We start from the raw sequence: 24911 nt of genomic DNA on the forward strand, positions 1-24911 counted from the left end.
CGGTGGCCGGACAGAACAGCCAGAGGACAGTCCAGCAGGACCTCAGTCAGCGGCAGAGTCACGACCACCGGAACCTGACTATCAGGATCAATGTCAGCGGCTGCCGGTAGCCTCCTTCCAGTACTCGGAACAAGGGCGCGAAGGGGCAGGTGGGGCGGTGTCCGGCGCGGAAAGTGGTGCGGACCGGGGGAGCCGGCCGGGTCTCGCCGAAGTCACCGGCGTCCTGGAACGCATCACGTACGCCAACGAGGAGAACGGCTACACGGTCGCCCGTGTCGACACCGGCCGCGGCGCCGGTGATCTGCTCACCGTCGTCGGCGCGCTGCTCGGCGCGCAGGCCGGGGAGTCCCTGCGGATGGAGGGACGCTGGGGGTCGCATCCCCAGTACGGCAAGCAGTTCCACGTGGAGAACTACACGACCCTCCTGCCGGCCACCATCCAGGGCATCCGGCGCTACCTCGGCTCCGGCCTGGTCAAGGGCATCGGGCCGGTCTTCGCCGACCGGATCACGCAGCACTTCGGGCTGGACACGCTCACCATCATCGAGGAGGAGCCCAAGCGGCTCATCGAGGTCCCAGGCCTCGGACCCAAGCGGACCAAGAAGATCGCCGACGCCTGGGAGGAGCAGAAGGCGATCAAGGAGGTCATGGTCTTCCTCCAGACCGTCGAGGTGTCGACGTCGATCGCGGTCCGCATCTACAAGAAGTACGGGGACGCGTCGATCTCCGTCGTGAAGAACCAGCCCTACCGGCTCGCCGCCGACGTCTGGGGCATCGGCTTCCTCACCGCCGACAAGATCGCGCAGTCCGTCGGCATCCCCCACGACAGCCCGGACCGGGTGAAGGCGGGGCTCCAGTACGCGCTCTCGCAGGCGACCGACCAGGGGCACTGCTATCTCCCCGAGGAGAGGCTCATCGCCGACGCGGTGAAGCTGCTCCAGGTGGACACCGGCCTCGTCATCGAGTGCCTCGCCGAACTGGCGGCCGAGCCGGCGGAGGACGGCGACGACCCCGGCGTGGTGCGCGAGCGGATCCCCGACCCGGAGGGCGGCGACCCCGTCACCGCCGTCTACCTCGTCCCCTTCCACCGCGCCGAGCTGTCCCTCAGCGCCCAGCTGCTCCGCCTCCTGCGCACCGACGAGGACCGGATGCCCGGCTTCCAGGACGTGGCCTGGGACAAGGCGCTCGGGTGGCTGAAGCAGCGCACGGGTGCCGATCTCGCCCCCGAGCAGGAGGCGGCCGTCAAGCTCGCCCTCACCGAGAAGGTCGCAGTCCTCACCGGCGGCCCCGGCTGTGGCAAGTCCTTCACCGTCCGCTCGATCGTCGAGCTGGCCCGCGCCAAGAAGGCGAAGGTGGTCCTCGCCGCCCCGACCGGCCGGGCCGCCAAGCGCCTCGCCGAGCTGACCGGCACAGAAGCGTCCACGGTCCACCGGCTGCTGGAGCTCAAGCCCGGCGGCGACGCCGCCTACGACCGGGACCGGCCGCTCGACGCCGACCTCGTCGTGGTGGACGAGGCGTCCATGCTCGATCTCCTCCTCGCCAACAAGCTCGCCAAAGCCGTCCCCCCGGGCGCCCACCTGCTGCTCGTCGGTGACGTCGACCAGCTGCCCAGCGTCGGCGCGGGGGAGGTGCTGCGGGACCTGCTCGCCGACGGCGGTCCCGTCCCGGCCGTCCGGCTCACCCGGGTCTTCCGGCAGGCGCAGCAGTCGGGCGTGGTCACCAACGCCCACCGCATCAACGGCGGGCAGCACCCCGTCACCGACGGCATGAAGGACTTCTTCCTCTTCGTCGAGGACGACACGGAGGAGGCCGGCCGCCTCACCGTGGACGTCGCCGCCCGCCGTATCCCCGCCAAGTTCGGCCTCGACCCGCGCCGGGACGTCCAGGTCCTCGCTCCCATGCACCGCGGACCGGCCGGCGCGGGCACGCTGAACGGACTGCTCCAGCAGGCCGTCACCCCGGGCCGCCCCGACGTGCCGGAGAAGCGGTTCGGCGGCCGTGTCTTCCGGGTCGGCGACAAGGTCACCCAGATTCGCAACAATTACGAGAAGGGTGAGAACGGCGTCTTCAACGGCACCGTCGGCGTGGTCACCTCACTCGACCCGGTGGACCAGCGCCTCACCGTACTGACGGACGAGGACGAGGAGGTTCCGTACGAATTCGACGAACTGGACGAACTGGCCCACGCCTACGCGGTGACCATCCACCGTTCCCAGGGGAGCGAGTACCCGGCGGTCGTCATCCCCGTGACCACCGGCGCCTGGATGATGCTCCAGCGGAACCTGCTGTACACGGCGGTCACCCGGGCCAAGAAGCTGGTCGTCCTCGTCGGCTCCCGCAAGGCGATCGGGCAGGCGGTGCGCACGGTCTCGGCCGGGCGGCGCTGTACGGCGCTCGACTTCCGGCTGGCGGGCCCTCGCCCCTGAAACCTTCCGGTAAACCTCCTGACCCGTGTGAAAAAAATGATCGATCAAACGAGTCGCAAAGGTCACAGAGCACTTCCGGAAGGGGGAAAGAGGGGGCAGGATGAGCAAGTTGGCGGCACTGAGTGCCGCCGATAGGCCCGATGGTCGACCCCGAGTGCACTCTCCTGAGCCAAGTGGGGGATGGTAGAGACAGTCAGGGCACCTCGAAGATGAGGCACTACGTCGGTGAGGGAAGACGTGAGCGAGCACACCAACAACTCGGTAGTACTGCGGTACGGCGACGACGAGTACACCTACCCGGTGATCGACAGCACCGTCGGCGACAAGGGCTTCGACATCGGGAAGCTCCGCGCCCAGACCGGTCTGGTGACGCTGGACAGCGGCTACGGCAACACCGCCGCTTATAAATCCGCCGTCACCTATCTGGACGGCGAGGCCGGCATCCTCCGGTACCGCGGCTACCCGATCGAGCAGCTGGCCGAGCGCTCCTCCTTCGTGGAGGTCGCCTACCTGCTGATCAACGGCGAGCTGCCCACCGTCGACCAGCTCTCCTCGTTCAAGGGCGACATCACGCAGCACACCCTGCTGCACGAGGACGTCAAGAACTTCTACAAGGGCTTCCCGCGCGACGCCCACCCGATGGCCATGCTGTCGTCGGTGGTCTCGGCGCTGTCGACCTTCTACCAGGACAGCCACAACCCGTTCGACGAGCGCCAGCGCAACCTCTCCACCATCCGGCTGCTCGCGAAGCTTCCGACGATCGCGGCCTACGCGTACAAGAAGTCGATCGGCCACCCGTTCGTCTACCCGCGCAACGACCTCGGCTACGTCGAGAACTTCCTGCGGATGACCTTCTCCGTCCCGGCGCAGGAGTACGAGCTCGACCCGGTCGTGGTCTCCGCCCTGGACAAGCTGCTGATCCTGCACGCGGACCACGAGCAGAACTGCTCGACCTCCACGGTCCGCCTGGTCGGCTCCTCGCAGGCCAACATGTTCGCCTCGATCTCGGCCGGCATCAACGCCCTCTGGGGCCCGCTGCACGGCGGCGCCAACCAGTCGGTGCTGGAGATGCTGGAGGGCATCCGCGACGCCGGCGGCGACGTCGACTCCTTCATCCGCAAGGTGAAGAACAAGGAGGACGGCGTCCGCCTGATGGGCTTCGGCCACCGGGTCTACAAGAACTTCGACCCGCGCGCCAAGATCATCAAGGCCGCCGCGCACGATGTGCTCTCCGCCCTCGGCAAGTCCGACGAGCTGCTGGACATCGCCCTGAAGCTGGAGGAGCACGCGCTCTCCGACGACTACTTCGTCTCGCGCAGCCTCTACCCGAACGTCGACTTCTACACCGGTCTGATCTACCGGGCCATGGGCTTCCCGACCGAGATGTTCACGGTCCTGTTCGCCCTCGGCCGCCTTCCGGGCTGGATCGCCCAGTGGCACGAGATGATCAAGGAGCCGGGTTCCCGCATCGGCCGCCCGCGCCAGATCTACACCGGCGTCGTCGAGCGCGACTTCGTCCCGGTCGAGGAGCGCTGAGCCGCAAGGCACCCCCGCACGCGCACCAGGAGAGTCCCGCACCGCCCCGAAGCGGTACGGGGCTCTCTCGTGTCCCTCGTGTCCGGAGTGCGCGCGCACCGTCGCGTCCGTGTCCCGGAACAGCAGAAGGCGCCCTGGCGCCGGTCCCCCCACGGGCCGACGATCCAGGGCGCCTTCCCATGTCCCGGTGCGGATTCCCCCCACGGGATCCGGCCGGGCGTCTGTGAGGACAGCGCCTGAATTCGCTGTGTCGTGCTCGTACGCGTCGTACTCGTACGTGTCGTGCGTTCATACGTGTCGTGCGGTCTGCCGGGACAGCGCACGCCCGGGAGGGCCGCTCAAAGCTCTCCGGTGTACGTGTCCCGGCAACGCAGCTCTGGGAAAGTCCCCCAAGACATCCCCAGATGCCAGTTCACGCCCCCCAAGACGCTCCCTGACATCGCCAACTTAGACCTTCGAACCCCTTCGATGGTTACGTTCGCATCACTGTGATCTGCGTCTCTTGCATATGCTGCATATGTCCCTTACCGGCGCAAGAGACCCGATACGTCGACCGGGGCTCCAGCGTAAGGAAGATGCGCGAGCCTTGTGAAGAGCTTATGTGAGGTACGTGCCGGACTCCAGAGGGGCCACCGCATCGAGACCTCAGTGAAACGCCCGCAGCCGCAGGCTGTTGGTGACCACGAACACCGAGGAGAAGGCCATCGCCGCCCCCGCGATCATCGGGTTCAGCAGCCCGGCGGCGGCCAGCGGCAGCGCGGCCACGTTGTAGCCGAAGGCCCACACGAGGTTTCCCTTGATCGTCGCGAGGGTCCGCCGGGACAGCCGGATCGCGTCCGCCGCCACCCGCAGGTCGCCGCGGACCAGCGTCAGGTCGCCCGCCTCGATCGCCGCGTCCGTCCCCGTGCCCATCGCCAGCCCCAGGTTGGCGGTGGCCAGCGCGGCCGCGTCGTTGACGCCGTCCCCGACCATGGCGACCGTACGGCCCTCCGCCCGCAGCCGCTCCACCACGGCGACCTTCTCCTCGGGCAGCACCTCGGCGATCACCTCGTCGATGCCGACGGCGGCGGCGACGGACTCGGCGACGCGCCGGTGGTCGCCGGTCAGCAGCACGGGCGTGAGGCCCAGCCGCCGCAGTTCGGCCACCGCCTCGGCGCTGGTCTCCTTGACGGCGTCCGCCACGGCGAGCACGCCGCGCGCCGCGCCGTCCCAGCCGACCACGACGGCCGTACGGCCCTTGCTCTCGGCCTCGTCCCTGGCGCGGGCCACCTCGGGCGGCAGCTCGTCGTGGAGGCGCCCCACGGCCACCTCACGGCCCTCCACGCGCCCGCGCACGCCGCGCCCGGGGACGTTCACGAAGTCCGCGACGTCCGGCAGCGGGCCGACCCGCTCCTCGGCGCCGGCCGCCACGGCGCGGGCGACCGGGTGTTCGGAGGCGTGCTCGACGGCGCCCGCGAGCCGCAGCACCGCCTCCTCGCCGGTGCCCTCGGCGGCGTACACCTCGTGCAGGGTCATCCGGCCGGTGGTGACGGTGCCGGTCTTGTCCAGGACGACCGTGTCGACCCGCCGGGTGGACTCCAGGACCTCGGGACCCTTGATGAGGATGCCGAGCTGGGCGCCCCGGCCGGTGCCCACCATGAGGGCGGTCGGCGTGGCCAGGCCCAGCGCGCACGGGCAGGCGATGATCAGTACGGCGACGGCGGCGGTGAACGCGGCGACGGTGTCCCCGGTTGCCCCCAGCCACCCGCCGAAGGTGGCGGCCGCGATCAGCAGCACGACGGGCACGAAGACCCCGGACACCCGGTCGGCCAGCCGCTGCACCTCGGCCTTGCCGCTCTGCGCGTCCTCCACGAGCCGCGCCATCCGGGCCAGCTGGGTGTCCGCGCCGACCCGGGTCGCCTCGACCACCAGCCGGCCCCCGGCGTTGACCGTGGCGCCCGTGACGGCGTCGCCGACGCCCACGTCGGCCGGCACGGACTCGCCGGTCAGCAGTGAGGCGTCCACCGCCGAGGTGCCCTCGGTCACCGTCCCGTCGGTGGCGATCTTCTCGCCCGGCCGGACGACGAAGCGGTCGCCGACCGCCAGCCGGGCCACCGGTATCCGCACCTCGCGGCCCTCACGCAGGACGGCGACGTCCTTCGCGCCCAGCTCCATCAGCGCCCGCAGCGCGGCCCCGGCCCGGCGCTTGGAGCGGGCCTCCAGCCAGCGGCCGAGCAGGAGGAAGACGGTGACCCCGGCGGCGGCCTCCAGGTAGATCGCGGAGGCGCCGTCGGTGCGGGAGACGGTGAGGTCGAAGCCGTGCCGCATGCCCGGCATGCCCGCGTCCCCGAAGAACAGCGCCCACAGCGACCAGCCGAACGCCGCGAGCGTGCCGAGCGAGACCAGCGTGTCCATGGTGGCCGCGCCGTGCCGGACGTTGGTCCAGGCGGCGCGGTGGAAGGGCAGCCCGCCCCAGACGACGACCGGCGCCGCCAGGGTGAGCGAGAGCCACTGCCAGTTGTCGAACTGCAGCGCCGGGACCATCGCCAGCAGCACCACGGGGGCGGCGAGCAGGGCGGAGACGATCAGACGTCCGCGCAGGGCGGCCGACTCGGGATCGACGGCGGGTCCGGACGCCGCCGCGTCCTCGGGACTCTCGGGCTCCGGCGGCGGCGCGGGCTCCTCGGCGGTGTACCCGGTGCGTACGACGGTGGTGATCAGGTCGGCGACGGTGGTGCTCGCCGGGTGGGTGATCCGGGCCTTCTCGGTCGCGTAGTTCACCGTGGCGGTCACGCCGTCCATGCGGTTGAGCTTCTTCTCGACCCGGGCCGCGCAGGCGGCGCAGGTCATCCCGCCGATGAGCAGCTCGACCTCGGCGAGGTCCGGTTCGGCGGCCTGGGCGGTCGTGGCGGTGTCCGCGGTGGTGCTGGTCATGGTCCGGGCTCCAGACGGGTCCGGCCGGACCGTACGCGGCCCGGCCGGGGGACGATGGCTACTGCGGGGCGCCGCAGCGTCGGTGCTGGGCCGATACCCCTAGGCCCGGCCGACGAGCTCGAAGCCGGCCTCGTCCACGGCGGCGCGCACGGCGTCGTCGTCCAGCGGTGCCCCGGAGGCGACGGTGACCTCGCCGGTGGACGCGACGGCCTGCACCGAGGTGACGCCCGCGATCTCGGAGATCTCGCCGGAGACGGCGCCCTCGCAGTGTCCGCAACTCATTCCGCTCACCTTGTAGACGGTGGTGACGGAGCCCTGGGTGTCGGTCTGGGCGGTCATGTCGTTACTCCTCGTCGGGGTGTGCACGGCGGGTACCCGTGGTCCAGCGTGGACCACTTGCGTTCCACTGTACCCCTAGGGGGTATCGAAGCGGACCTCGCCGGGCCCCACTCGGCCTCACCCGTCACCCGCGACGCCTCCGTGCACGGTCCACTCGTGGTCGAGGACCGCCATCAGGACGTCGTCCACCCACACGCCGTCGCGCAGGGCCGCCTCCCGGCGTATCCCCTCCACCACGAAACCGGCCTTCTCGTACACCCGGCGGGCCCGCGGATTGTGGGCGTAGACCTCCAACTGGACGCGGTGCAGGCCGACCCGCTCGAAGGCGTGGCCGACGATGAGCCGGGTCGCCTCGCTGCCCAGCCCTCGGCCGCGGCCCCGGGCCCCGATGAGGGTGCGGAAGGTGCAGCTGCGGGCGGCCGGATCCCAGTCGTACAGGACGACCTCGCCGACGAGTTCGCCGGTCGCGCGGTCGGTGACGGCGAGGTCCAGGCGGTCGGGGTCGGCGGTGCGCACGCCGTACCAGGAGCGCAGCCGTTCCCGGGTGATCTCGGTGCCGGGCTCGAACGTGAAGTGGACGACCTCGGGGTCGTTGACGATCTCCCACATCACGTCCGCGTCCCGCGCGGTGAACGGCCGCAGGACGGTCCGCTCGCCGGTGAGGACGGGTTTCGCTGAGAAGTCCATGGGCGGCACTGTGCCCCACGCGGCGGTGGGGCACAGAACGGTTTTCCCCGCGCGTCCCGGGCCCTCTACCGGTTCCGGTTGCGCGGACGGGACGCCACCCAGGCCCGGATCGTGTCCGCGTACCAGTAGGGCTTGCCGCCCTCCACGTGGTCGGGCGGCGGCAGCAGTCCGTGCTTGCGGTAGGACCGCACGGTGTCGGGCTGCACCCGGATGTGGGCCGCGATGTCCTTGTAGGACCAGAGCCTTCGGTCGGTCACTAGTCGCACCTCCCCGCGCGCGCCGCGGCGGCGGCCGGGGACGGCCACCGGGGGGAGCCGGGCGCTGCGCTGGCGATCACCAAGCGTGTGCCGGGTGAACGACCGGGAGTGACGGCCGGAGAGGGCCCGTGCGCGCCTGTGACGGAAGGTCCGTTAAGGCACAACAGTTGTGACACGACGGTGGTACTTGTGACACGGCCGCGACCGGCTCCGCATTACCCGCCGTCTGTCGTTTCCGGAGGCTCCTTTCCAGCTTCTTCCGGGCGGCGAGGCGCCTGAAGACTAGTGCCCGAGGGTGGCTTCGAAAGCGTTACCCATAACTCTGCCGGGCTCCCTCACGTTTGACGGGGCGCGGGTGATTGCCCGCGAATCGTCAGGAAGGCAGAAACTCATGGGACTGGCTACCCGAAACGGTGTACTCGCCGCCGCCGCGTCCGGCGTGATGGCCCTGGCACTACCGGTGTCCTCCGCCTTCGCGGCCGACGGAGCCGGCGCCGACGCCGCGGCGGACGGCTCGCCCGGGCTGCTCTCCGGCAACGCCATCCAGGTCCCGGTGGACGTGCCGGTGAACATCTGCGGCAACACGGTGGACGTCGCGGGGTTGCTCAACCCGGCCGCGGGCAACTCCTGCGCGAACAAAAGCGGTGCGAGGAACGGCAGTTCGCCGGGCGGCAGCGGAACGGCCGCCTCCAGCGCCAGTTCTCCGGAGAGCACCGGAGAGGCGGCCTCCAGCGGTGCGTCGGCTCAGAGCCACACTGCCGATTCGCCCGGGCTGCTCTCCGGCAACGGTCTTCAACTCCCGGTCGACTTGCCGGTGAACGTGTCCGGGAACAGCGTCAGTGTGGTCGGCCTGGGCAACCCGGTCTTCGGCAACGAGTCCGTCAACGGCCCCGACGACGAGGCCCGACCGGCCCCGAACACCCCGGCCCCGGAGCCTGCCGCCCCGGAGCGTGCGGTCCCGAGTACCCCGGCCCCCAAGACTCCGGCCCACGTCTGGACCCAGCCCGGCCCCGAGCCGGCCGCGCCCGTACTGGCCCACACCGGAGCGGACCTCACGGCCGGCGCCGTCGCCGGGAGTGCCGCGCTGCTCCTCGCGGGTGGTGTCCTGTACCGCCGCTTCCGCCCGGATGCCACCCGCTGACCCGGACGCCGCACAGGCTGGGCACCGGAAGGGATGTCGCATCCTTCCGGTGCCCATGGCGTGTTGCGGCCGCACTGACCCCGGCGCTCGGCCGGGGGAGACGTCAGAGCGCCTGGCTGTTGCAGCCCATGTCGGAACCGAGGTGGTTCTGCTGTGCGCCCGGGTTGCCTTCGCCGTTCAGGATGTTGCCCGCCAGGCCGGTGAGGGCGCCGACGCTGCCGAGCACCTCGATGTTCATGTCGTGCGAACGGCACTCGGTGCCCTGCGTGATGTCGAGGTCGCGGCCCCAGTCGTCGGCGGCGACGGCAGTGGTGGCGGTGAGGGCGCCGACGCTGCCGAGCAGGGCGCTCACGAGGACTGCCTTCTGAAACGTGCGCATGGGTTCTCCGTTGGTCGAGCGGATGGGGTGTCGGAACACAGGAGTGTCGATTGCGGGCGGCTGCGCCGGAGGGCCGTCAGCCGAGTCGGGGGAGCCCCAGTTGGCCGAGCGGGGGTGCCGCGACCTGTCCGAGGCCGACCGGGGACAGCTGCGGTGCGTCCGCCGGCGAGATGTGCGGGTTGAGGATCGGGTTCACCTGGGGGTTCACCTGCGGGTTCAACTGGGGGGCGACCTGCGCGGGGGGCTCTGCCGCGAAGCCCTGGGGCATGGCCACCTGGGGGGCGACCTGCGGCATCACCTGTGGCACGACCTGCGGCACGACCTGCGGCTGCGCGGGGGCGGCCTGGGGCGCCTGCATGGGAGCCGCCTGCATGGGGGCCGCCTGCTGCTGGTAGGGCGAGGTGGAGGCCTGTGCCGTCCCGTGCGAGGAGGCCGCGGCGTAGGCGTGGCCCGTCTGCTGGGGCGCCGGCGGAGCGTACGGCTGGGGCGCGGGCTGGGCGTACGGCTGCGGTGCCGGCGCGGCGTACTGCTGAGGTGCCGGCTGCGGTGCCGGCTGGGCGTACGGCTGCGGTGCGGGCTGGGCGTATGGCTGCGGTGCCGGCTGGGCGTACGGCTGGGGCGCCGGCTGTGGGTACGGCTGCGGTGCCGGAGCAGCGTACTGCTGTTGCTGCGGCGTGGCGGTGGCCTGAGCCGTTCCCTGCGTCCCGGCCGCGGCGTAGGGGCCGGTCGGCTGGGGCTGCGGGGCGGCGTACGTGGCCGGGTAGTCAGGAGTCGATGCTGGAGCGGCACCGACTTGTCCGACGGGTGCGGCGTGGCTGGCGCCGGCGCCGGCGGCGGTCAGACCGCCGGCTGCTGCCACCACGAGCGCGACCTTGTGAAGCTTGCGCATGAAACCCTCGGCCCTTCGATACCTGAACTGGAAATCCACTGAATTCAGCGCGTCACGCGTGCAGTCGGCGCGATACTCGCACCGCCTCGTCAGCAGCGGTCAGAGTTGAGCAGCACGCGGACTTCGCGTCGGAGTCAGCAGCGAATCCCCTGCTCCCCTGCTCAGGTCCACGGACGCTGCCCTCCCCACGGGGAACGAGGGTTTCCTCATCCTGGTCACGGCACAGGAAAGCCCGTCACCCATTTGCCGCTGTCAGAAAGGGAGTTGGTGCCAGGCCCGCGCGCCCCTTGCGTCAAACGGGTGACGGCGGCGCCGAGCCCGTATCCGGGCTCTCGCCCACCTCGTTCCGCACGGGGCAGGTAATGACGGTCCATTGCAGCCGTCCAAGGCAGCAGTGCAGCACAACTGCACTGTTGCATAACGCATTTCGCCAAGTCCGTGCACAGGTCAATGAAGGGCCAAAGGATTTCATGCGCAAGCTTCAGCACGTCGCGCTCATCGTCGCAGCGGCCGGCGGTCTGACCGCCGCCGGGGCCGGCCCCAGCGCCGCGGTGACTCCGGTCGGCCACAACGGGGCCGTGCCGACGCCCGTTTCGCAGCCGGACGCCCAGGCCGCCTCGGCCAGCTCGGCGCAGGCGTCCGTGCAGTCGTACGGCTCGCAGGCGCCGCAGCAGGCGGCTCCCCAGCGGGGCACCACGGTCAGCCCGCAGCTCAACCCTCAGCTGAACCCGCAGATCAGCCCCCAGGTTTCTCCGCAGGCCCCGCAGCCGAAGCAGGGGGGTCCGGTGCAGCAGGCCAACCTGTTCCGTCCGTCCCAGGAGTGCAGCCCGCAGAACCTGCTCGCCGCCAATGTGCCGGTCGCGCTGCTCGCCGCTTCCCAGACCCGGGGCGTCGACTGCACCCAGGCCAACAGCCAGGCGAACTCCCTCGCCAGCGCGCAGGCGCAGTAGGGCAGTCGGCGGCCGGGCGTCGAGGCCCGGCAGTACGCGATAGGTCTTTCGGGTGCTTTTGCCGCGTCACGATGAGAGCGGCGCGTCGTTGCCCTTTTTGTCCATATTTCGCATTAATCTCCAGCACTGTACAAAGTCGATCTCTCCCGGATCGCACCCACTCACCTCACCGGAGATGAAATGCGCAAGCTTCGCAACGTTGCCGTTCTGGTCGCCGCGCTCGGCAGCATCGGGCTCGTGGGCGGCACGGCCCACGCCGACCAGGGTCATGGTGGCGAGGGCGACAAGTTCAAGATCTCGCAGAGCTCGCAGTGCCGGTCGCACGACCTGAACCTCGACGTCCTCGGCCAGGTCGGCATCCTCAACGGCCTGCTGGGCAACGGCCTCAACGGCGAGGGCAACCCGGGCGCCCAGTCCACCCACCTCGGTTCCACCATGGGCTGCAACAACAGCGCCTTCTGACCTTCCGGGCCGACGCCACGGCGTCAGCCAGTGAACGGTCCCGGCACCGGGCCCTCAGGGCAGGCGCCGGGACCGTTTTCGCATCAGTCTTCGCTGCCGTACCAAAGCCGATCGTTCTCCACCTCACTCCACCGGAGATGACATGCACAACCTCCGCATGGCCGCCGTCCTCGTCGCCGCGTTCGGGAGCGCTGGGCTCCTGGGTGTCGGCACCGCCCATGCCGACCAGGGCGGCAACGGCGGTTACACCGTCAGCCAGACCAGCAGCTGTGGGTCGCACGACAGCAACGTCAACATCCTCGGTCAGGTGGGCATCGGCAACGGCCTGGGCGGCAACCTGCTGAACGGCGAGGGCAGCCCGGGCGCGCAGAAGGCCTCCCTGGGCTCGACGATGGGCTGCAACAACGCGGTCGGCGGCTGAAAGTCCGGCCCACAGGCGTGGGCTGCGGGCGTCCCGGTTACGGGACGCCCGCTTTTTGCATGAGTTGAGCGCCCCTTGGGCGTCGGTGTTCGTTCGTGTCGTAATCGCTCGCGGGCGGGCAAGGACATCTCGCGGGCGGGCAAAGAAATGCCGGGCCGGAAATGATCCCGGCCCGGCATTCGCCGGCAGTGCTCATACGAAGTGCGGCTTCTTGAACCCCTTCGGCAGCTTCGCCGTGTTGGAGCAGTCCACCACCGGCCCGGCACTGGCCGACCCCCCGTCGCCCAGCAGTTGGTGCTCCTGGAAGACCACGTTCGGCCTGTCGGTCGTCGAGCAGCTCTGATCCTGCCTCAGGATGTGCTCGCCGTCCTTGTCGATACGAGTCTCGCTCTTGCGGACGCAGACCCCGTCCCTGCTCTCGCAGTCGTCGGCGCCTCCGTCCGCGTACGCGTGCCCGGCGCCGGCGCAGAGGGCGGCGGCGAGACTTCCGACGATCCCCGAGATGGCGGCGATCTTCCGCGGAGTGAACATGTGCTGCATTCCTTTACCGGATAGGGCCCGGGCGCTGGTTGCCGTTGACCGGTGTGCGCCCGGGCCCGTGAAGGTGTCGGAACCGATCAGTCGGCGCCTGGACGCGCTGTGAGCTGCGACCGGCGCCCGAATGGGCCGCAGCCCGGACGCGCACACTGAGTAACTGTGGCGTGTCCGGGCTGCGTTCGCCACGGGCCGGTGGGCCCATGGCGGCACCGAAAGAATGAACTCTCGGTAACGTCTTTACTGGCCTTCGCCCTCGTGGCCGTACTGCTCGGGCTCGGCGTGCCGCTCCTGCTCCGGCTGGGCCTGCGGCTGGGCCTGCGGCTGCGCCGGCGGCGTGAAGTAGTAACCGCCACTGACCGCCAGCGCGTTGGCCGACGAGTTGGCCACGGCGGAGACCGGTGCGGGCGCGTCGCCCTCGCCGGCGAAGCTGGCCCCGGCGCCGAACGCCGACAGCCCCGCAACCGCCATGGCTACGACCGCGGCACGCTGAAACTTACGCATGAGTGACCTTTCCGTACTCGGGCACGAAGCCCGGCTTGACTACTGAGCGTTAGCCTATACACGCATTTCGTCATATGTCGGGATCTGTGCTAACGCGTCGTGTCGACCCATGCGCCGCGCCGCCCGCTCAGGCGCCATGCCTGCCGGAAGGGTCACCCATGCAGGAGTTGGGGCTGCAGGCCGAACGGCCCCTGCCCGCTCTCGACCTCGTCGGTCGCGCCCGTCGTCGTGGGGGAACAGGTCACCTTGGGGCCCAGCTGCAACTGCCCCTGGCCCAGGGCGGCGGGCAGCGTGAGGGGCTGCACCGGCGTGCACGTCTCCTGATGGGGGACTTCACCGTCCTCGGAGAGCTGACCGTGGATCCGCTGGCTGCAGGTGAAGCCACCCAAGAGGTCGCGAGTGCAGGTTCCCGGGTCCTTCCCGGCGTGCGCGTGGGCGAGGCCGGCGCAGGCCAGGGCGAGACCGCCGGCGAGCACCGAGACCGCCGTCATCTTCTTCCTGCTGAACATGTGATGCGCTTTCCTTCGTAGGAGTGCGGCGTACCCGGGCGCCGGGCGGGCCGGGCTCAGCCGGAGAAGTCGTAGTTGTACTGGTCGCAGGTCGTGTCCAGGGTCCCGGCGATACCGAGCACGCCGATCGGGACGTCGTTCTGGGACACCGTCTGCGGGCTGCACTCCTGGTAGGGGCGGTAGAGGTCGTACACCTTCGGCGCGTTGTCGGAGGTGTCGGCGACGGCGGTGCCGGCGCCGGCGGCCGACAGGCCACCCGCCGCTGCCACCGCTGCGATCACGACATGCTGAAGCTTGCGCATAAGACCCTCGGATTTTCGCTCGTACAGAGAGGCTGATTGCCTACCGTGACTGGCCGAACGCTATCAGTAATCAAGGGCCTTCCGTGCTGCGCGTCCCTCTCCGGGGTCAATGAATTGACGGCGTCACCGAGTGGCAGTAAATCCCCCTATTAAAAGCTGGGTTGCTCTGCATCAGATGACTTCACATCGTGTGAATTTGCTGTCATGTGTGTCCCGGCGTCGCACCAACACCGCTCAAAGGCAGGGGCGTTGCGTCAACGGGGCGCCTGCTGCGCGGCGGGGAAGCGTCATGTGCGGACACGGACGCGATCACGTCCCGCAGCATCTCGACGTACCGGCGCACGTTCTTGTAAGCGACGTCGGTGTCCGGGTAGCGGCAGGCGAACCACAGTCCTTCGTGCAGCCGGTTGACCCATACGCACACCTGGTCGCCGTACGAAACCCTGATCAGCCCGTACGCCTTGCTCTCGGTCCAGCGGGACGATCCGGGGAGCAGGCGGGCGTCCACGTACGACACGATCGAGTACAAGTCGGGCGAGGTCGGGCGGAAATCCCCGCCCAGCAGGGGCAGTACCCGGGCCAGTGGGATGCGCGCCAGCGACCGGTTGGCCCGCAACTCGGCGCGGACCGTCTCCAGCGCCCCGCGGAAGTCCCGCGCCGCGGGCACCTCGATGGGTGCGCCCCCGACGTACCAGCCCACCGAATCCGACCACGCCGACTTCAGCCGGGTGTGGAACGGAACGACCGTGCGGTAGACGGGTTGGCTGCCGATCTCATGGACGATCAGACTCGTCGCGGCCAGGATCCCCACGAGGCTGCCGCCGTAGGGCCGGCAGTGCGCCTCGAACGCCGCGGCCGCGTGCGCGTCGGTGAGCGGCTCGCACACCAGCTTCTGCGGGGGAAGCACATCACCGGGCTGCAGGCCGAGATCGACGGGGAACGCCGGCAGCCGCCCACCGCATCGGCCGATGAATTCCCGCCAGCGTGCGACGATCGCGTGGGTGTCACCGATCCCGTCCGCGTCCGTCCGCTCCTGCCGGCAGAAATCGACATAGCTCCCCGTCGGCATCCCGGCCACGGGCCGCCCCGTGAGACCCGCCGTGTACAGCTCGTGGATCTCCTCCGGAATGCGCTGCAGGGAGTAGGCGTCCACGTTCGTGTGATCGAAAGCCATGTACACGCTCGTGGAATCGTCCCGGACGACCGCGGTGTAAATCAGGTTCGGCCAGCGAAGCGCGTCCGCCGCCGTGTCGAATCGGTTCTGCAGATATCGGACCAGTGCGCCCGCGTCCGCGAAGTCACCGACCACCTCACGCCGCAGCGAGACATCGCCCTCGCGCAGCGTGAACCGCTGCATCTCGTCACCGGCCCACCTGAAGCCGCTGCGCAGCGTCTCATGGCGCAGCGTCCAGCCCCGCAATGCCCGCTCCAGCACATCGAGATCCACCCGGCCCGGCAGATCGAACGCCGCCCCCAGCCACGTCGGCACGAACAATCCACCCTCACGGACCGACCGCGCCGTCCTGATGTGCGACTCCTGGATATACGCCGGCGGCCGCGGGTCCGGCGCCAGTGACGCCATGGCCCCCACCGTCGCCTCACTGAAGGTGAACTCGACCAGCCGCCCCGGCCGCACCTCACACCGCTGAATGTCGCAAACTCGCATGACGGCGTCTCCATTCGCAGAAGACACCAGCTTGATCAAGGCGGCGCCCCATACACGCGACGGCCACTGTGTCGCCCACATTCCAGTACAACGAGCGACAATCCGAACAACGAGCCGAATCATCCGTGCGGCGGGCGCTCACGGCGCCCCGCCCCGCCGTACGCCCGCAACATGTGTCTACGCCCGCACCCAAACCGCAGACACTGTGTCGGGCGCATGGGAAGGCCCACTCCTGGTGAGATGGAGACATGGCCCAGACCGCGACCGGACCGTCCGTGGTCGAAGGCCCTGCGCTGTACGAACGGCACGTCGGTACCCGTCGCCGCCATCTGTGAAGGAGTTCTCGGTCATGACGAACATCGTCAACCACTGGATCGGCGGCAAGCCCGCCGAAGGCGCCTCGGGCACGTACGGGCCGGTGACCGACCCGGCCACCGGCGCGGTCACCACCAAGGTCGCCTTCGCCTCGGTCGACGAGGTGGACGCCGCGGTCGCCGCCGCCAAGGAGGCGTACCTGGCCTGGGGCCAGTCCTCGCTGGCACAGCGCACCTCGATCCTCTTCAGGTTCCGGTCGCTGCTGGACGCGCACCGCGACGACATCGCCGCGCTGATCACCGCCGAGCACGGCAAGGTGCACTCCGACGCGCTCGGCGAGGTCGCCCGCGGACTGGAGATCGTCGACCTGGCCTGCGGCATCAACGTGCAGCTCAAGGGCGAGCTGTCCACCGAGGTCGCCACCCGCGTCGACGTGTCCTCGATCCGCCAGCCGCTCGGTGTGGTCGCCGGCATCACGCCGTTCAACTTCCCGGCCATGGTGCCGATGTGGATGTTCCCGCTCGCCATCGCCTGCGGCAACACCTTCGTGCTCAAGCCGAGCGAGAAGGACCCGTCGGCGGCCGTCAGGATCGCCGAGCTGCTGTCCGAGGCCGGGCTGCCGGACGGCGTCTTCAACGTCGTGCACGGTGACAAGGCGGCCGTGGACCGCCTCCTGGAGCACCCGGACGTCAAGGCCGTCTCCTTCGTCGGCTCGACCCCGATCGCCCGCTACATCCACACCACCGCCTCCGCCAACGGCAAGCGCGTGCAGGCGCTGGGCGGCGCCAAGAACCACATGCTGGTGCTGCCCGACGCCGACCTCGACGCGGCGGCCGACGCGGCCGTGAGCGCGGCCTACGGCTCGGCGGGCGAGCGCTGCATGGCGATCTCCGCGGTCGTCGCGGTCGGCGCCGTCGGTGACGAACTGGTCGAGAAGATCCGCGAGCGCGCGGAGAAGATCAAGATCGGCCCCGGCAACGACCCGGCGTCCGAGATGGGCCCGCTCATCACCAAGGCGCACCGCGACAAGGTCGCCTCCTACGTCGAGGGCGCGGCGGCCGAGGGCTGCGAGGTCGTCCTGGACGGCACCGGCCACACGGTCGACGGCCACGAGGACGGCCACTGGATCGGCATCTCCCTGCTCGACCGGGTACCGACCACGGCGAAGGCCTACCAGGACGAGATCTTCGGCCCGGTGCTGTGCGTGCTGCGCGCGGACACCTACGAGGAGGGCGTCGCCCTCATCAACGCCTCGCCGTTCGGCAACGGCACCGCGATCTTCACCCGGGACGGCGGCGCGGCCCGCCGCTTCCAGCTGGAGATCGAGGCCGGCATGGTCGGCGTGAACGTCCCGATCCCGGTCCCCGTGGGCTACCACTCCTTCGGCGGCTGGAAGGACTCGCTCTTCGGCGACCACCACATCTACGGCAACGACGGCACGCACTTCTACACCCGCGGCAAGGTCGTCACCACCCGCTGGCCGGACCCGGCCGACGCCCCCGCCGGCGTGGACCTGGGCTTCCCGCGCACCCACTGAGGCACTCCCCGGGAAAGCCCGGGAAGCCCCGTACGGCCGTCCGTTATACGGACGGCCGTATTTTTTTCCTCCGTCCGCAACGGATCCCGCGCACCCGGAACGGCCGCTGGGCCTACGCATCCGATGCCGTTTTCGAAAGCTACGTGCATCTCAGACGACTGATTCCGTAGACGAACACCCATTGACGCACTGGTTTCCGTCGGTATTCCATCTTGCCGCGGGAGCGAACCGGAGGCGGTGGCGCTCCGCCGCGCACCGTGCCGCACGAGTCGATCGGAAACCGCGTATGACCGACACGCTCCGTCCCGCCCAGCCCGCCGCGACGGCACCCGAGGACCTCGGGGACCTCGGGGACCGTCCGGACCGGTCGCGGACGCTGAAGCGGTCCATCGGGGTCGTCGGCGGCACGCTCCTCACGCTCTCCTGCGTGACCCCCGCGTCCACGCTGTTCGTGGTCGTCCCCGACCTCTTCGGCTCGCTCGGCACCGCCACCGCCCTGACCATCGCCGTCGGCTCGCTCCTCTGCGTCGCCGTGGCGTTCTGCTACTCGGAGCTGGGCACCCTGGTCCCCAGTGCGGGCGGCGAGTACGCCATGGTGTCGACGATGGCCGGGCGCCTGGCGGGCTGGCTGGTCTTCGTACTCTCCCTGCTGGTCGTCATGATCGTCCCGCCCGTGATCGCGATGGGCACGGCCGACTACCTCGAACCGATCCTGCACCTCGACCCGTCCCTGGCGGGCGCTGGCGTCATGGTGCTCGCCACCCTCGCCGGGCTGCTCGACCTGCGCGCCAACGCCTGGATCACCGGCGTCTTCCTGGTCCTGGAGGTCATCGCCGCGGCCGTCGTCGCCGTGCTGGGCTTCGCCCACGCCGAGCGCGGCCCCGGCAGCCTCACGTCGATGGAGGTGGGGGGCGCGGGCGGCGGAACGGACCCCGTGACGGGCATGCTGGTCGTCTCCGGGCTCGCCATCGCCCTCTTCATCACGCAGGGCTTCTCCACCGCCGTCTACCTCTCCGAGGAACTGGAGAACCCGCGCCGCAACGTCGCCCGCACGGTGCTGGCCACCCTCGCCATCTCCACGGTGATCATCCTGGTCCCGGTCGTCGCCATCACCTTCGGCGCCTCCGACCTCGCGGAGCTGACCGGCGGCGACATCGGCGCCATGGTCACCGCCTGGTCCAACTCGGCCGTCGGTACCTTCGTCAGCCTCTGCGTGGCCCTCGCCATCATCAACGCCGGCATCGTGATGGTCATCCAGAACTCGCGCGTCCTGTTCGCCTCCGCCCGCGACAAGGCCTGGCCCGCGCCGGTCAACGGGCTCTTCGCCAGGCTCGGCCGGTTCGGCTCCCCGTGGGTCGCCACCCTCGCCGTGGGCGTGCCGGGGGCCGCGCTGTGCTACGTCAACCTCGACACCCTGTACGGCGTCACCGGCGTCTCCGTGACCGCGATGTACCTGCTGGTCGCGGTCGCCGCCCTGCTGTCCCGGCGCGGCGCCCACCGGCACGCGCACGCGTGGCGCATGCCCCTGTGGCCGGCGGTGCCGGTCCTGCTGATCGCGGTCCTCGCCTACATCCTGACCCAGCAGGAGACGGCCCACCTGCTGTGGACCGGCGGCATCGCGGCCGTCGCCACCCTGTACTGGGCCCTGTACCTGCGCCCGCGCCGTGCCACCCGCTGGCTGGTCTCCGTCCCCGACGACGTACGCGACGACGTACGGGAGCCCGCCGGGCCGTGACCCGGCCTACCGCGCCCGCGGTACGCGCCACCGCGCCCGTACGCCCCTGGGAGGGGCGGTGGTTCACCCCCGGGAGGGCCCCGGTTTTCGGCGGCTGCCCGTACCGTTGACGCATGGATCTTCGACTGCCCCGCGTGCGAGGGCTGCTACGGGGGCCGCGGCGGATACTGTCCGCCGCGGCCGCCGTCGTCGTGCTCGCCGGTGCCGGGACCTGGACGGCCGTCGCCGGCGACGACCCGCCCCCGGTGCACCGCGCCGACCGGGTCGTGGAAGTGGGCGACGGAGTGCGCCTGGACACCTCGTACTTCACGGCCGGCTCCGGCGGTCGCCGCCCCGCGGTCCTGCTCGCGCACGGCTTCGGCGGCAGCAAGGCCGACGTCCGGGACCAGGCGGAGCGCCTCGCCCAGGACGGGTACGCGGTCCTGACGTGGTCGGCGCGCGGCTTCGGCAGGTCGACCGGGAAGATCGGGCTCAACGCCCCGGACGGCGAGGTCGCCGACGTGTCCCGGCTGATCGACTGGCTCGCCGGGCGGCCCGAGGTCCGGCTGGACGGCAAGGGCGACCCCCGCGTGGGCATGGCCGGGGGCTCCTACGGCGGCGCCGTCGCGCTGCTGGCCGCCGGGCACGACGACCGCGTGGACGCCATCGCCCCCGCCATCACGTACTGGAACCTGGCGGACGCCCTCTTCCCGAACGGCGTCTTCAAGAAGCTCTGGGCCGGCATCTTCGTCAACATGGGCGGCGGCTGCGAGAAGTTCGAGCCCGCGCTCTGCCGCATGTACCAGCGCGTCGCCGAGAAGGGGGCACCGGACGCCGAGGCGGTGAAGCTCCTGAAGGAGCGCAGCCCGCAGGCCGTCGGCGACCGGATCGACGTACCCGCACTGCTGGTCCAGGGCCAGACCGACTCGCTCTTCCCGCTCAGCCAGGCCGACGCCGCCGCCAAGGCGATCCGCGCCAACGGCGCCCCCGTGGACGTCGACTGGGTCTCGGGCGGCCACGACGGCGGCGACCTGGAGACCGACCGCGTCGAGGCCCGCACCGGCGCGTGGTTCGACCGCTATCTGAAGGGCGACGAGTCCGCCGGCACCGGCCCCGCCTTCCGTGTCTCCCGCACCGTCGGCACCGGCAGCGGCGACGGCGAGCCCCGCCTGGAGGGCGTGAGCGCCGACTCCTACCCCGGCCTCGGCGGCGAGCCGCGCGCGATCGAACTGCGCGGACGCGAGCAGACCTTCGAGAACCCGGCGGGGGCCGCCCCGCCCGCCGTCTCCGCCCTGCCCGGCATCGGCGGCTCCGGCGGCCTCTCCCGGCTCTCCTCGCTCGGCGTCGGCATCTCCCTCGACTTCCCCGGCCAGTACGCGGCCTTCGAGTCGGCGCCCCTGCGCGAGGACCTCCAGATCACCGGCTCGCCCACCGCGACCCTCCGCGTGCAGTCCACCGCCGAGGACGCCGTGCTCTTCGCCAAGGTGTACGACGTCGGCCCCGGCGGCGCCCAGCAGGTGCTCCCGTCGCAACTGGTCACGCCGCTGCGGGTGGCGGACGCCAAGGCCGGCAAGGACGTCACGGTCACCCTGCCCGCCGTCGACCACGAGGTGGAGCGCGGCCACAAGCTGCGCCTGGTCCTCGCCTCCACCGACCTCGGCTACGCCTCACCGGCCGCCCCCGCCACCTACACCGTCTCCCTCGAGGGCGGCCTGTCGGTACCGGCCGCCCTCGGTGACACCGGTGCGACGGCCGGGCTGCCCGCCTGGGTCTGGTGGGCGCCCCTCGCGGGAGCCGCCGTCGCCGCGGCCCTGCTGCTGACCGCCCGCCGCCGCACCTCGGCCCCGCCCCCCGACCCCGCGCTGGCCGGCGTACCCCTCCAGATCACCGGCCTGACCAAGCGGTACGCCAAGTCCGCCGACCGGTACGCCGTACGGGACCTGTCCTTCCGCGTGGAGAAGGGCCAGGTGCTCGGCCTCCTCGGGCCGAACGGCGCGGGCAAGACGACGACCCTGCGCATGCTGATGGGCCTGATCGCGCCGGACGGCGGCGACATCCGCGTCTTCGGCCACGCCATCGCCCCCGGCGCACCGGTGCTCTCCCGGGTCGGCGCCTTCGTCGAGGGCGCGGGCTTCCTGCCGCACCTGTCCGGCCGGGAGAACCTGGAGCTGTACTGGCGGGCCACCGGACGCCCGGCCGAGGACGCCCACCTCGACGAGGCCCTGGAGATCGCCGGCCTCGGTGACGCGCTCGCCCGCGCGGTGCGCACCTACTCCCAGGGCATGCGCCAGCGTCTGGCCATCGCCCAGGCCATGCTGGGCCTGCCCGACCTGCTCATCCTGGACGAGCCGACCAACGGCCTCGACCCGCCCCAGATCCGCGAGATGCGCGAGGTGATGATCCGCTACGCGGCGGCCGGGCGCACGGTGATCGTCTCCAGCCACCTGCTGTCCGAGGTCGAGCAGAGCTGCACCCACCTGGTGGTGATGGACCACGGCCGGCTCGTGCAGGCCGGTCCGGTCGGCGAGATCGTCGGCTCCGGGGACACCCTGCTGGTCGGCACCCACGCGCGCGTGGACGCGCCCCTCGTCGAGAAGGTCGCCGCGCTGCCCGGCGTGACCTCGGCGGCCATCACCGACGGCGGTCTCCTGGTCCGCCTCGACTCCACCGGCACCGCCCGCGACCTCATCCCCGAACTCGTCCGCCTGGACGTGCCCGTGGAGTCGGTGGGCCCCCACCGGCGCCTTGAGGACGCCTTCCTCACCCTGATCGGAGACTCGGCATGAGCACGCTGGCCGAACGCGCCGAACCCACCGGCGCCCAGGAGGTCGCCGAGGGCTACCGCGCGGGCCGCACGCTGCCCGTCCGGGTCGAAATGGTCCGGCAGCTGAAGCGGCGGCGCACCCTCGTCATGGGCGGCATCCTGTTCGCCCTCCCGTTCGTGCTGCTCGTCGCCTTCCGGATCGGCGGCGAGCCGGGCGGGTCGAACAACCAGGTCAGCCTGATGGACTCGGCCACCGCGTCGGGGGCGAACTTCGCCGCGGTGAACCTGTTCGCCTCCGCGGGCTTCCTGCTCGTGGTGCCCGTCGCCCTCTTCTTCGGGGACACGGTCGCCTCCGAGGCCGGCTGGTCCTCCCTGCGCTACCTGCTCGCCGCGCCGGTACCCCGCGCCCGCCTGCTCTGGTCCAAGCTGGTCGTCGCCCTCACCCTCAGCCTCGCCGCGATCGTCCTGCTGCCCCTGGTCGCCCTCGCCGTCGGCACCGCCGCCTACGGCTGGGGCCCGCTGGAGCTGCCCACCGGCGGCAGCCTGCCCACCGGCACCGCCGCCGAGCGCCTCGCCCTCACGGTGGCGTACGTCTTCGTCTCGCAACTGGTCACCGCCGCGCTGGCGTTCTGGCTCTCCACCAAGACCGATGCCCCGCTCGGCGCGGTCGGCGGCGCGGTCGGCCTGACCATCATCGGCAACGTCCTGGACGAGGTGACCGCCCTCGGCGACTGGCGGGACTTCCTGCCCGCCCACTGGCAGTACGCCTGGCTGGACACGGTCCGCCCCGAGCTGGACTGGACCCGCCTGATCCAGGGCACCTCGCTCTCGGTGACGTACGCACTGGTCCTGTTCGCCCTGGCCTTCCGGAACTTCTCCCGCAAGGACGTGGTCTCCTAGGACGACAGGCCCTCCGGTGAGCGGACTTCGGTCCGGTCACCGGAGGGTCACCCACCGGTCTCGCCGGCACGCCGTCGTGCCCACTTCGAGACGCACCCGTGACGCTCCGTCCCGCACGTTCCGCCCCGCCCCGCCGTCACAGTCACGTACGTCGGCGTCAACGGAACCAGGGGGTAGGGACGATGAAGCGGTACCGGACACGAAGGCCGGTCGGCGCGCTGCTCGCGCTCACGGCGGCGGGCGGCCTGCTGCTCACCGGCTGCGGGGGAGGGGGCGACGCGTCAAGCGGGGCGAAGGACACCGCCGCCGACTCCCGGGGCGGCGGCTACGCACCCGCGCCCGACGGCCCGCGCGGCGGTACATCCACCGGGGAGGCCGGGGAGACGGGCGGGAACGGCGACTCCCGGGAGGTCGCCCCCGACCCCGACCACCTCTCCACCTTCGCCCTCGACGTGGACACCGCCTCCTACGGCTACGCCCGCCGCACCCTCTCCGAGGGCCGGCTGCCCGACCCGTCGACGGTCCGGCCCGAGGAGTTCGTCAACAGCTTCCGCCAGGACTACGAACGTCCCGACGGCGACGGCTTCACGGTGAGCGTGGACGGCGCCCGCACCGACGAGGAGGACTGGTCGCTGGTCCGCGTGGGCCTCGCCACCCGCACCGCCGAGCAGCGCGGCGAACGCCCGCCGGCCGCCCTGACGTTCGTCATCGACGTCTCCGGCTCGATGGGCGAGCCCGGCCGTCTGGACCTCGCCCAGGATTCCCTCGCCACCATGACCGACCAGCTGCGCGACGACGACTCGGTCGCGCTCGTCACCTTCAGCGACGAGGCCGAGACGGTGCTGCCGATGACCCGGCTCGGCGATCACCGCGGCCGGGTCCACGACGCGATCGACAGCCTGGAGCCGACCGAGTCCACCAACCTCGGCGCGGGCGTCGAGACCGGCTACGACACCGCCGTCGAGGGCCGCCGCGAGGGCGCCACCAACCGCGTCGTCCTCGTCTCCGACGCCCTCGCCAACACCGGCGACACCGACGCCGACACCATCCTCGAACGCATCGCGGACGAGCGCCGCGAGCACGGCATCACCCTCTTCGGGGTCGGCGTCGGCAGCGACTACGGCGACGCCCTGATGGAACGCCTCGCCGACCGGGGCGACGGCCACACCACGTACGTCTCGGACGCCGAGGACGCCCGCGAGGTCTTCTGCGAGCAGCTCCCGCGCCACATCGAGCTGACCGCCCGCGACGCCAAGGCCCAGGTCGCCTTCGACCCGGAGACGGTCGCCGAGTTCCGCCTCGTCGGCTACGACAACCGGCGGGTGGCCGACGAGGACTTCCGCGACGACCGCGTCGACGGCGGCGAGGTGGGCCCCGGCCACACCGTCACCGCGCTGTACGCCGTGCGCACCCGGCCCGGCGCCGACGGACACCTCGCGACGGCCACCGTCCGCTGGCTCGACCCCGGCAGCCGCACCCCGCACGAGGAGTCCGGCGACGTGGAGACCGACGCCCTCGGCGACTCGGTCTGGGAGGCGGACCGTGGCCTGCGGGTCACCGCGACCGCCGCGTACTTCGCGGACGCGCTCCGTTCCTCGTCCTCGTCCTCCTACGACGGCGACACCCGCCACGGCTCCCTGCCGGGCGCGCCCGGCCTCGGTGAACTCGCCGAGCGCGCCGGCTCCCTGGCCGGCCGTACCGAGGACGAGGACGTCCGGCGGCTGGCGGAGGCGATCGGCACGGCGAACCGGCTGACCTGAGGCGCAT

22 protein-coding genes are annotated in these 24911 nt (G+C 71.2%); 11 read left to right on the top strand and 11 right to left on the bottom strand.

What is annotated here, in order from left to right:
- Positions 1 to 157: 157 nt before the first annotated feature.
- Both ACFW01_RS25150 and ACFW01_RS25155 read left to right on the top strand, forming a co-directional pair.
- Positions 158 to 2425, top strand: coding sequence for an ATP-dependent RecD-like DNA helicase (locus ACFW01_RS25150; RefSeq protein ID WP_384506776.1), 2268 nt, complete (start codon positions 158 to 160; stop codon positions 2423 to 2425).
- Between the two features lie 237 nt (positions 2426 to 2662).
- Positions 2663 to 3961, top strand: coding sequence for a citrate synthase (locus ACFW01_RS25155; RefSeq protein WP_234960243.1), 1299 nt, complete (start codon positions 2663 to 2665; stop codon positions 3959 to 3961).
- Positions 3962 to 4606: 645 nt separating this feature from the next.
- Here ACFW01_RS25155 and ACFW01_RS25160 read toward each other — a convergent pair.
- The 4 genes from ACFW01_RS25160 to ACFW01_RS25175 all read right to left on the bottom strand — a co-directional run bounded on the left by ACFW01_RS25160 (position 4607) and on the right by ACFW01_RS25175 (position 8157).
- Entirely contained in the window at positions 4607 to 6874 is a 2268-nt protein-coding gene (locus ACFW01_RS25160) for a heavy metal translocating P-type ATPase (protein WP_384506779.1), read from the bottom strand.
- Positions 6875 to 6973: 99 nt separating this feature from the next.
- Entirely contained in the window at positions 6974 to 7213 is a 240-nt protein-coding gene (locus ACFW01_RS25165) for a heavy-metal-associated domain-containing protein (protein WP_122620018.1), read from the bottom strand.
- Positions 7214 to 7330: 117 nt separating this feature from the next.
- Complete coding sequence (locus ACFW01_RS25170) at positions 7331 to 7900, bottom strand: GNAT family N-acetyltransferase (RefSeq protein ID WP_384506783.1); 570 nt, start codon at positions 7898 to 7900, stop codon at positions 7331 to 7333.
- Between the two features lie 65 nt (positions 7901 to 7965).
- A complete protein-coding gene (locus tag ACFW01_RS25175) occupies positions 7966 to 8157 on the bottom strand; it encodes an AlpA family transcriptional regulator (protein WP_161326861.1) in 192 nt (63 codons plus the stop codon).
- A 391-nt stretch (positions 8158 to 8548) separates the two neighbouring features.
- Between ACFW01_RS25175 and ACFW01_RS25180 the strand changes: the two genes are divergently transcribed.
- Complete coding sequence (locus ACFW01_RS25180) at positions 8549 to 9298, top strand: chaplin family protein (RefSeq protein WP_384506787.1); 750 nt, start codon at positions 8549 to 8551, stop codon at positions 9296 to 9298.
- 103 nt (positions 9299 to 9401) lie between these two features.
- Here the strand turns inward: ACFW01_RS25180 and ACFW01_RS25185 are convergent, their stop codons facing one another.
- Together ACFW01_RS25185 and ACFW01_RS25190 are read right to left on the bottom strand one after the other, a co-directional pair.
- Positions 9402 to 9677: a hypothetical protein gene (locus ACFW01_RS25185; protein ID WP_234960247.1), complete on the bottom strand. Its 276-nt coding sequence runs from the start codon at positions 9675 to 9677 to the stop codon at positions 9402 to 9404.
- A 76-nt stretch (positions 9678 to 9753) separates the two neighbouring features.
- Positions 9754 to 10566: a hypothetical protein gene (locus tag ACFW01_RS25190; protein ID WP_234960248.1), complete on the bottom strand. Its 813-nt coding sequence runs from the start codon at positions 10564 to 10566 to the stop codon at positions 9754 to 9756.
- A 470-nt stretch (positions 10567 to 11036) separates the two neighbouring features.
- On the opposite strand from ACFW01_RS25190, the gene ACFW01_RS25195 reads away from it, so the two are divergent.
- The 3 genes from ACFW01_RS25195 (at position 11037) to ACFW01_RS25205 (ending at position 12399) form a co-directional block, all read left to right on the top strand.
- Positions 11037 to 11516, top strand: a complete 480-nt coding sequence (locus ACFW01_RS25195; protein ID WP_234960249.1) for a hypothetical protein — start codon at positions 11037 to 11039, stop codon at positions 11514 to 11516.
- A 180-nt stretch (positions 11517 to 11696) separates the two neighbouring features.
- Positions 11697 to 11978 (top strand): hypothetical protein, encoded by a 282-nt coding sequence (locus ACFW01_RS25200; protein ID WP_234960250.1) that lies wholly within the window; start codon positions 11697 to 11699, stop codon positions 11976 to 11978.
- A gap of 142 nt (positions 11979 to 12120) precedes the next feature.
- Positions 12121 to 12399: a hypothetical protein gene (locus tag ACFW01_RS25205; protein WP_384506792.1), complete on the top strand. Its 279-nt coding sequence runs from the start codon at positions 12121 to 12123 to the stop codon at positions 12397 to 12399.
- A 192-nt stretch (positions 12400 to 12591) separates the two neighbouring features.
- On the opposite strand, the gene ACFW01_RS25210 is transcribed toward ACFW01_RS25205, so the two are convergent.
- The 5 genes from ACFW01_RS25210 to ACFW01_RS25230 all read right to left on the bottom strand — a co-directional run bounded on the left by ACFW01_RS25210 (position 12592) and on the right by ACFW01_RS25230 (position 15914).
- Positions 12592 to 12930 (bottom strand): hypothetical protein, encoded by a 339-nt coding sequence (locus ACFW01_RS25210; protein WP_384506795.1) that lies wholly within the window; start codon positions 12928 to 12930, stop codon positions 12592 to 12594.
- Between the two features lie 243 nt (positions 12931 to 13173).
- A complete protein-coding gene (locus ACFW01_RS25215) occupies positions 13174 to 13437 on the bottom strand; it encodes a hypothetical protein (protein WP_384506798.1) in 264 nt (87 codons plus the stop codon).
- A 152-nt stretch (positions 13438 to 13589) separates the two neighbouring features.
- Entirely contained in the window at positions 13590 to 13946 is a 357-nt protein-coding gene (locus ACFW01_RS25220; protein WP_234960254.1) for a hypothetical protein, read from the bottom strand.
- Between the two features lie 56 nt (positions 13947 to 14002).
- Complete coding sequence (locus ACFW01_RS25225) at positions 14003 to 14227, bottom strand: hypothetical protein (protein ID WP_384506801.1); 225 nt, start codon at positions 14225 to 14227, stop codon at positions 14003 to 14005.
- A 223-nt stretch (positions 14228 to 14450) separates the two neighbouring features.
- Positions 14451 to 15914, bottom strand: a complete 1464-nt coding sequence (locus ACFW01_RS25230) for a condensation domain-containing protein (protein ID WP_384506976.1) — start codon at positions 15912 to 15914, stop codon at positions 14451 to 14453.
- Between the two features lie 349 nt (positions 15915 to 16263).
- Between ACFW01_RS25230 and mmsA the strand changes: the two genes are divergently transcribed.
- The 5 genes from mmsA (at position 16264) to ACFW01_RS25255 (ending at position 24904) form a co-directional block, all read left to right on the top strand.
- Positions 16264 to 17766 (top strand): CoA-acylating methylmalonate-semialdehyde dehydrogenase, encoded by a 1503-nt coding sequence (mmsA, locus tag ACFW01_RS25235; protein WP_384506804.1) that lies wholly within the window; start codon positions 16264 to 16266, stop codon positions 17764 to 17766.
- Between the two features lie 286 nt (positions 17767 to 18052).
- On the top strand, positions 18053 to 19501 hold the full coding sequence (locus ACFW01_RS25240; RefSeq protein WP_384506807.1) for an APC family permease: 1449 nt from the start codon (positions 18053 to 18055) through the stop codon (positions 19499 to 19501).
- Between the two features lie 113 nt (positions 19502 to 19614).
- Positions 19615 to 22266, top strand: coding sequence for an alpha/beta fold hydrolase (locus ACFW01_RS25245; protein ID WP_384506810.1), 2652 nt, complete (start codon positions 19615 to 19617; stop codon positions 22264 to 22266).
- Complete coding sequence (locus ACFW01_RS25250; RefSeq protein WP_234960259.1) at positions 22263 to 23144, top strand: ABC transporter permease subunit; 882 nt, start codon at positions 22263 to 22265, stop codon at positions 23142 to 23144. The genes ACFW01_RS25245 and ACFW01_RS25250 overlap by 4 nt, the downstream gene beginning before the upstream one ends.
- A 182-nt stretch (positions 23145 to 23326) precedes the next feature.
- A complete protein-coding gene (locus ACFW01_RS25255; RefSeq protein ID WP_384506814.1) occupies positions 23327 to 24904 on the top strand; it encodes a von Willebrand factor type A domain-containing protein in 1578 nt (525 codons plus the stop codon).
- The last annotated feature ends 7 nt before the right edge of the window (positions 24905 to 24911 follow it).

The organism is Streptomyces sp. NPDC058985 (assembly GCF_042740985.1).
Lineage (GTDB): Bacteria > Actinomycetota > Actinomycetes > Streptomycetales > Streptomycetaceae > Streptomyces.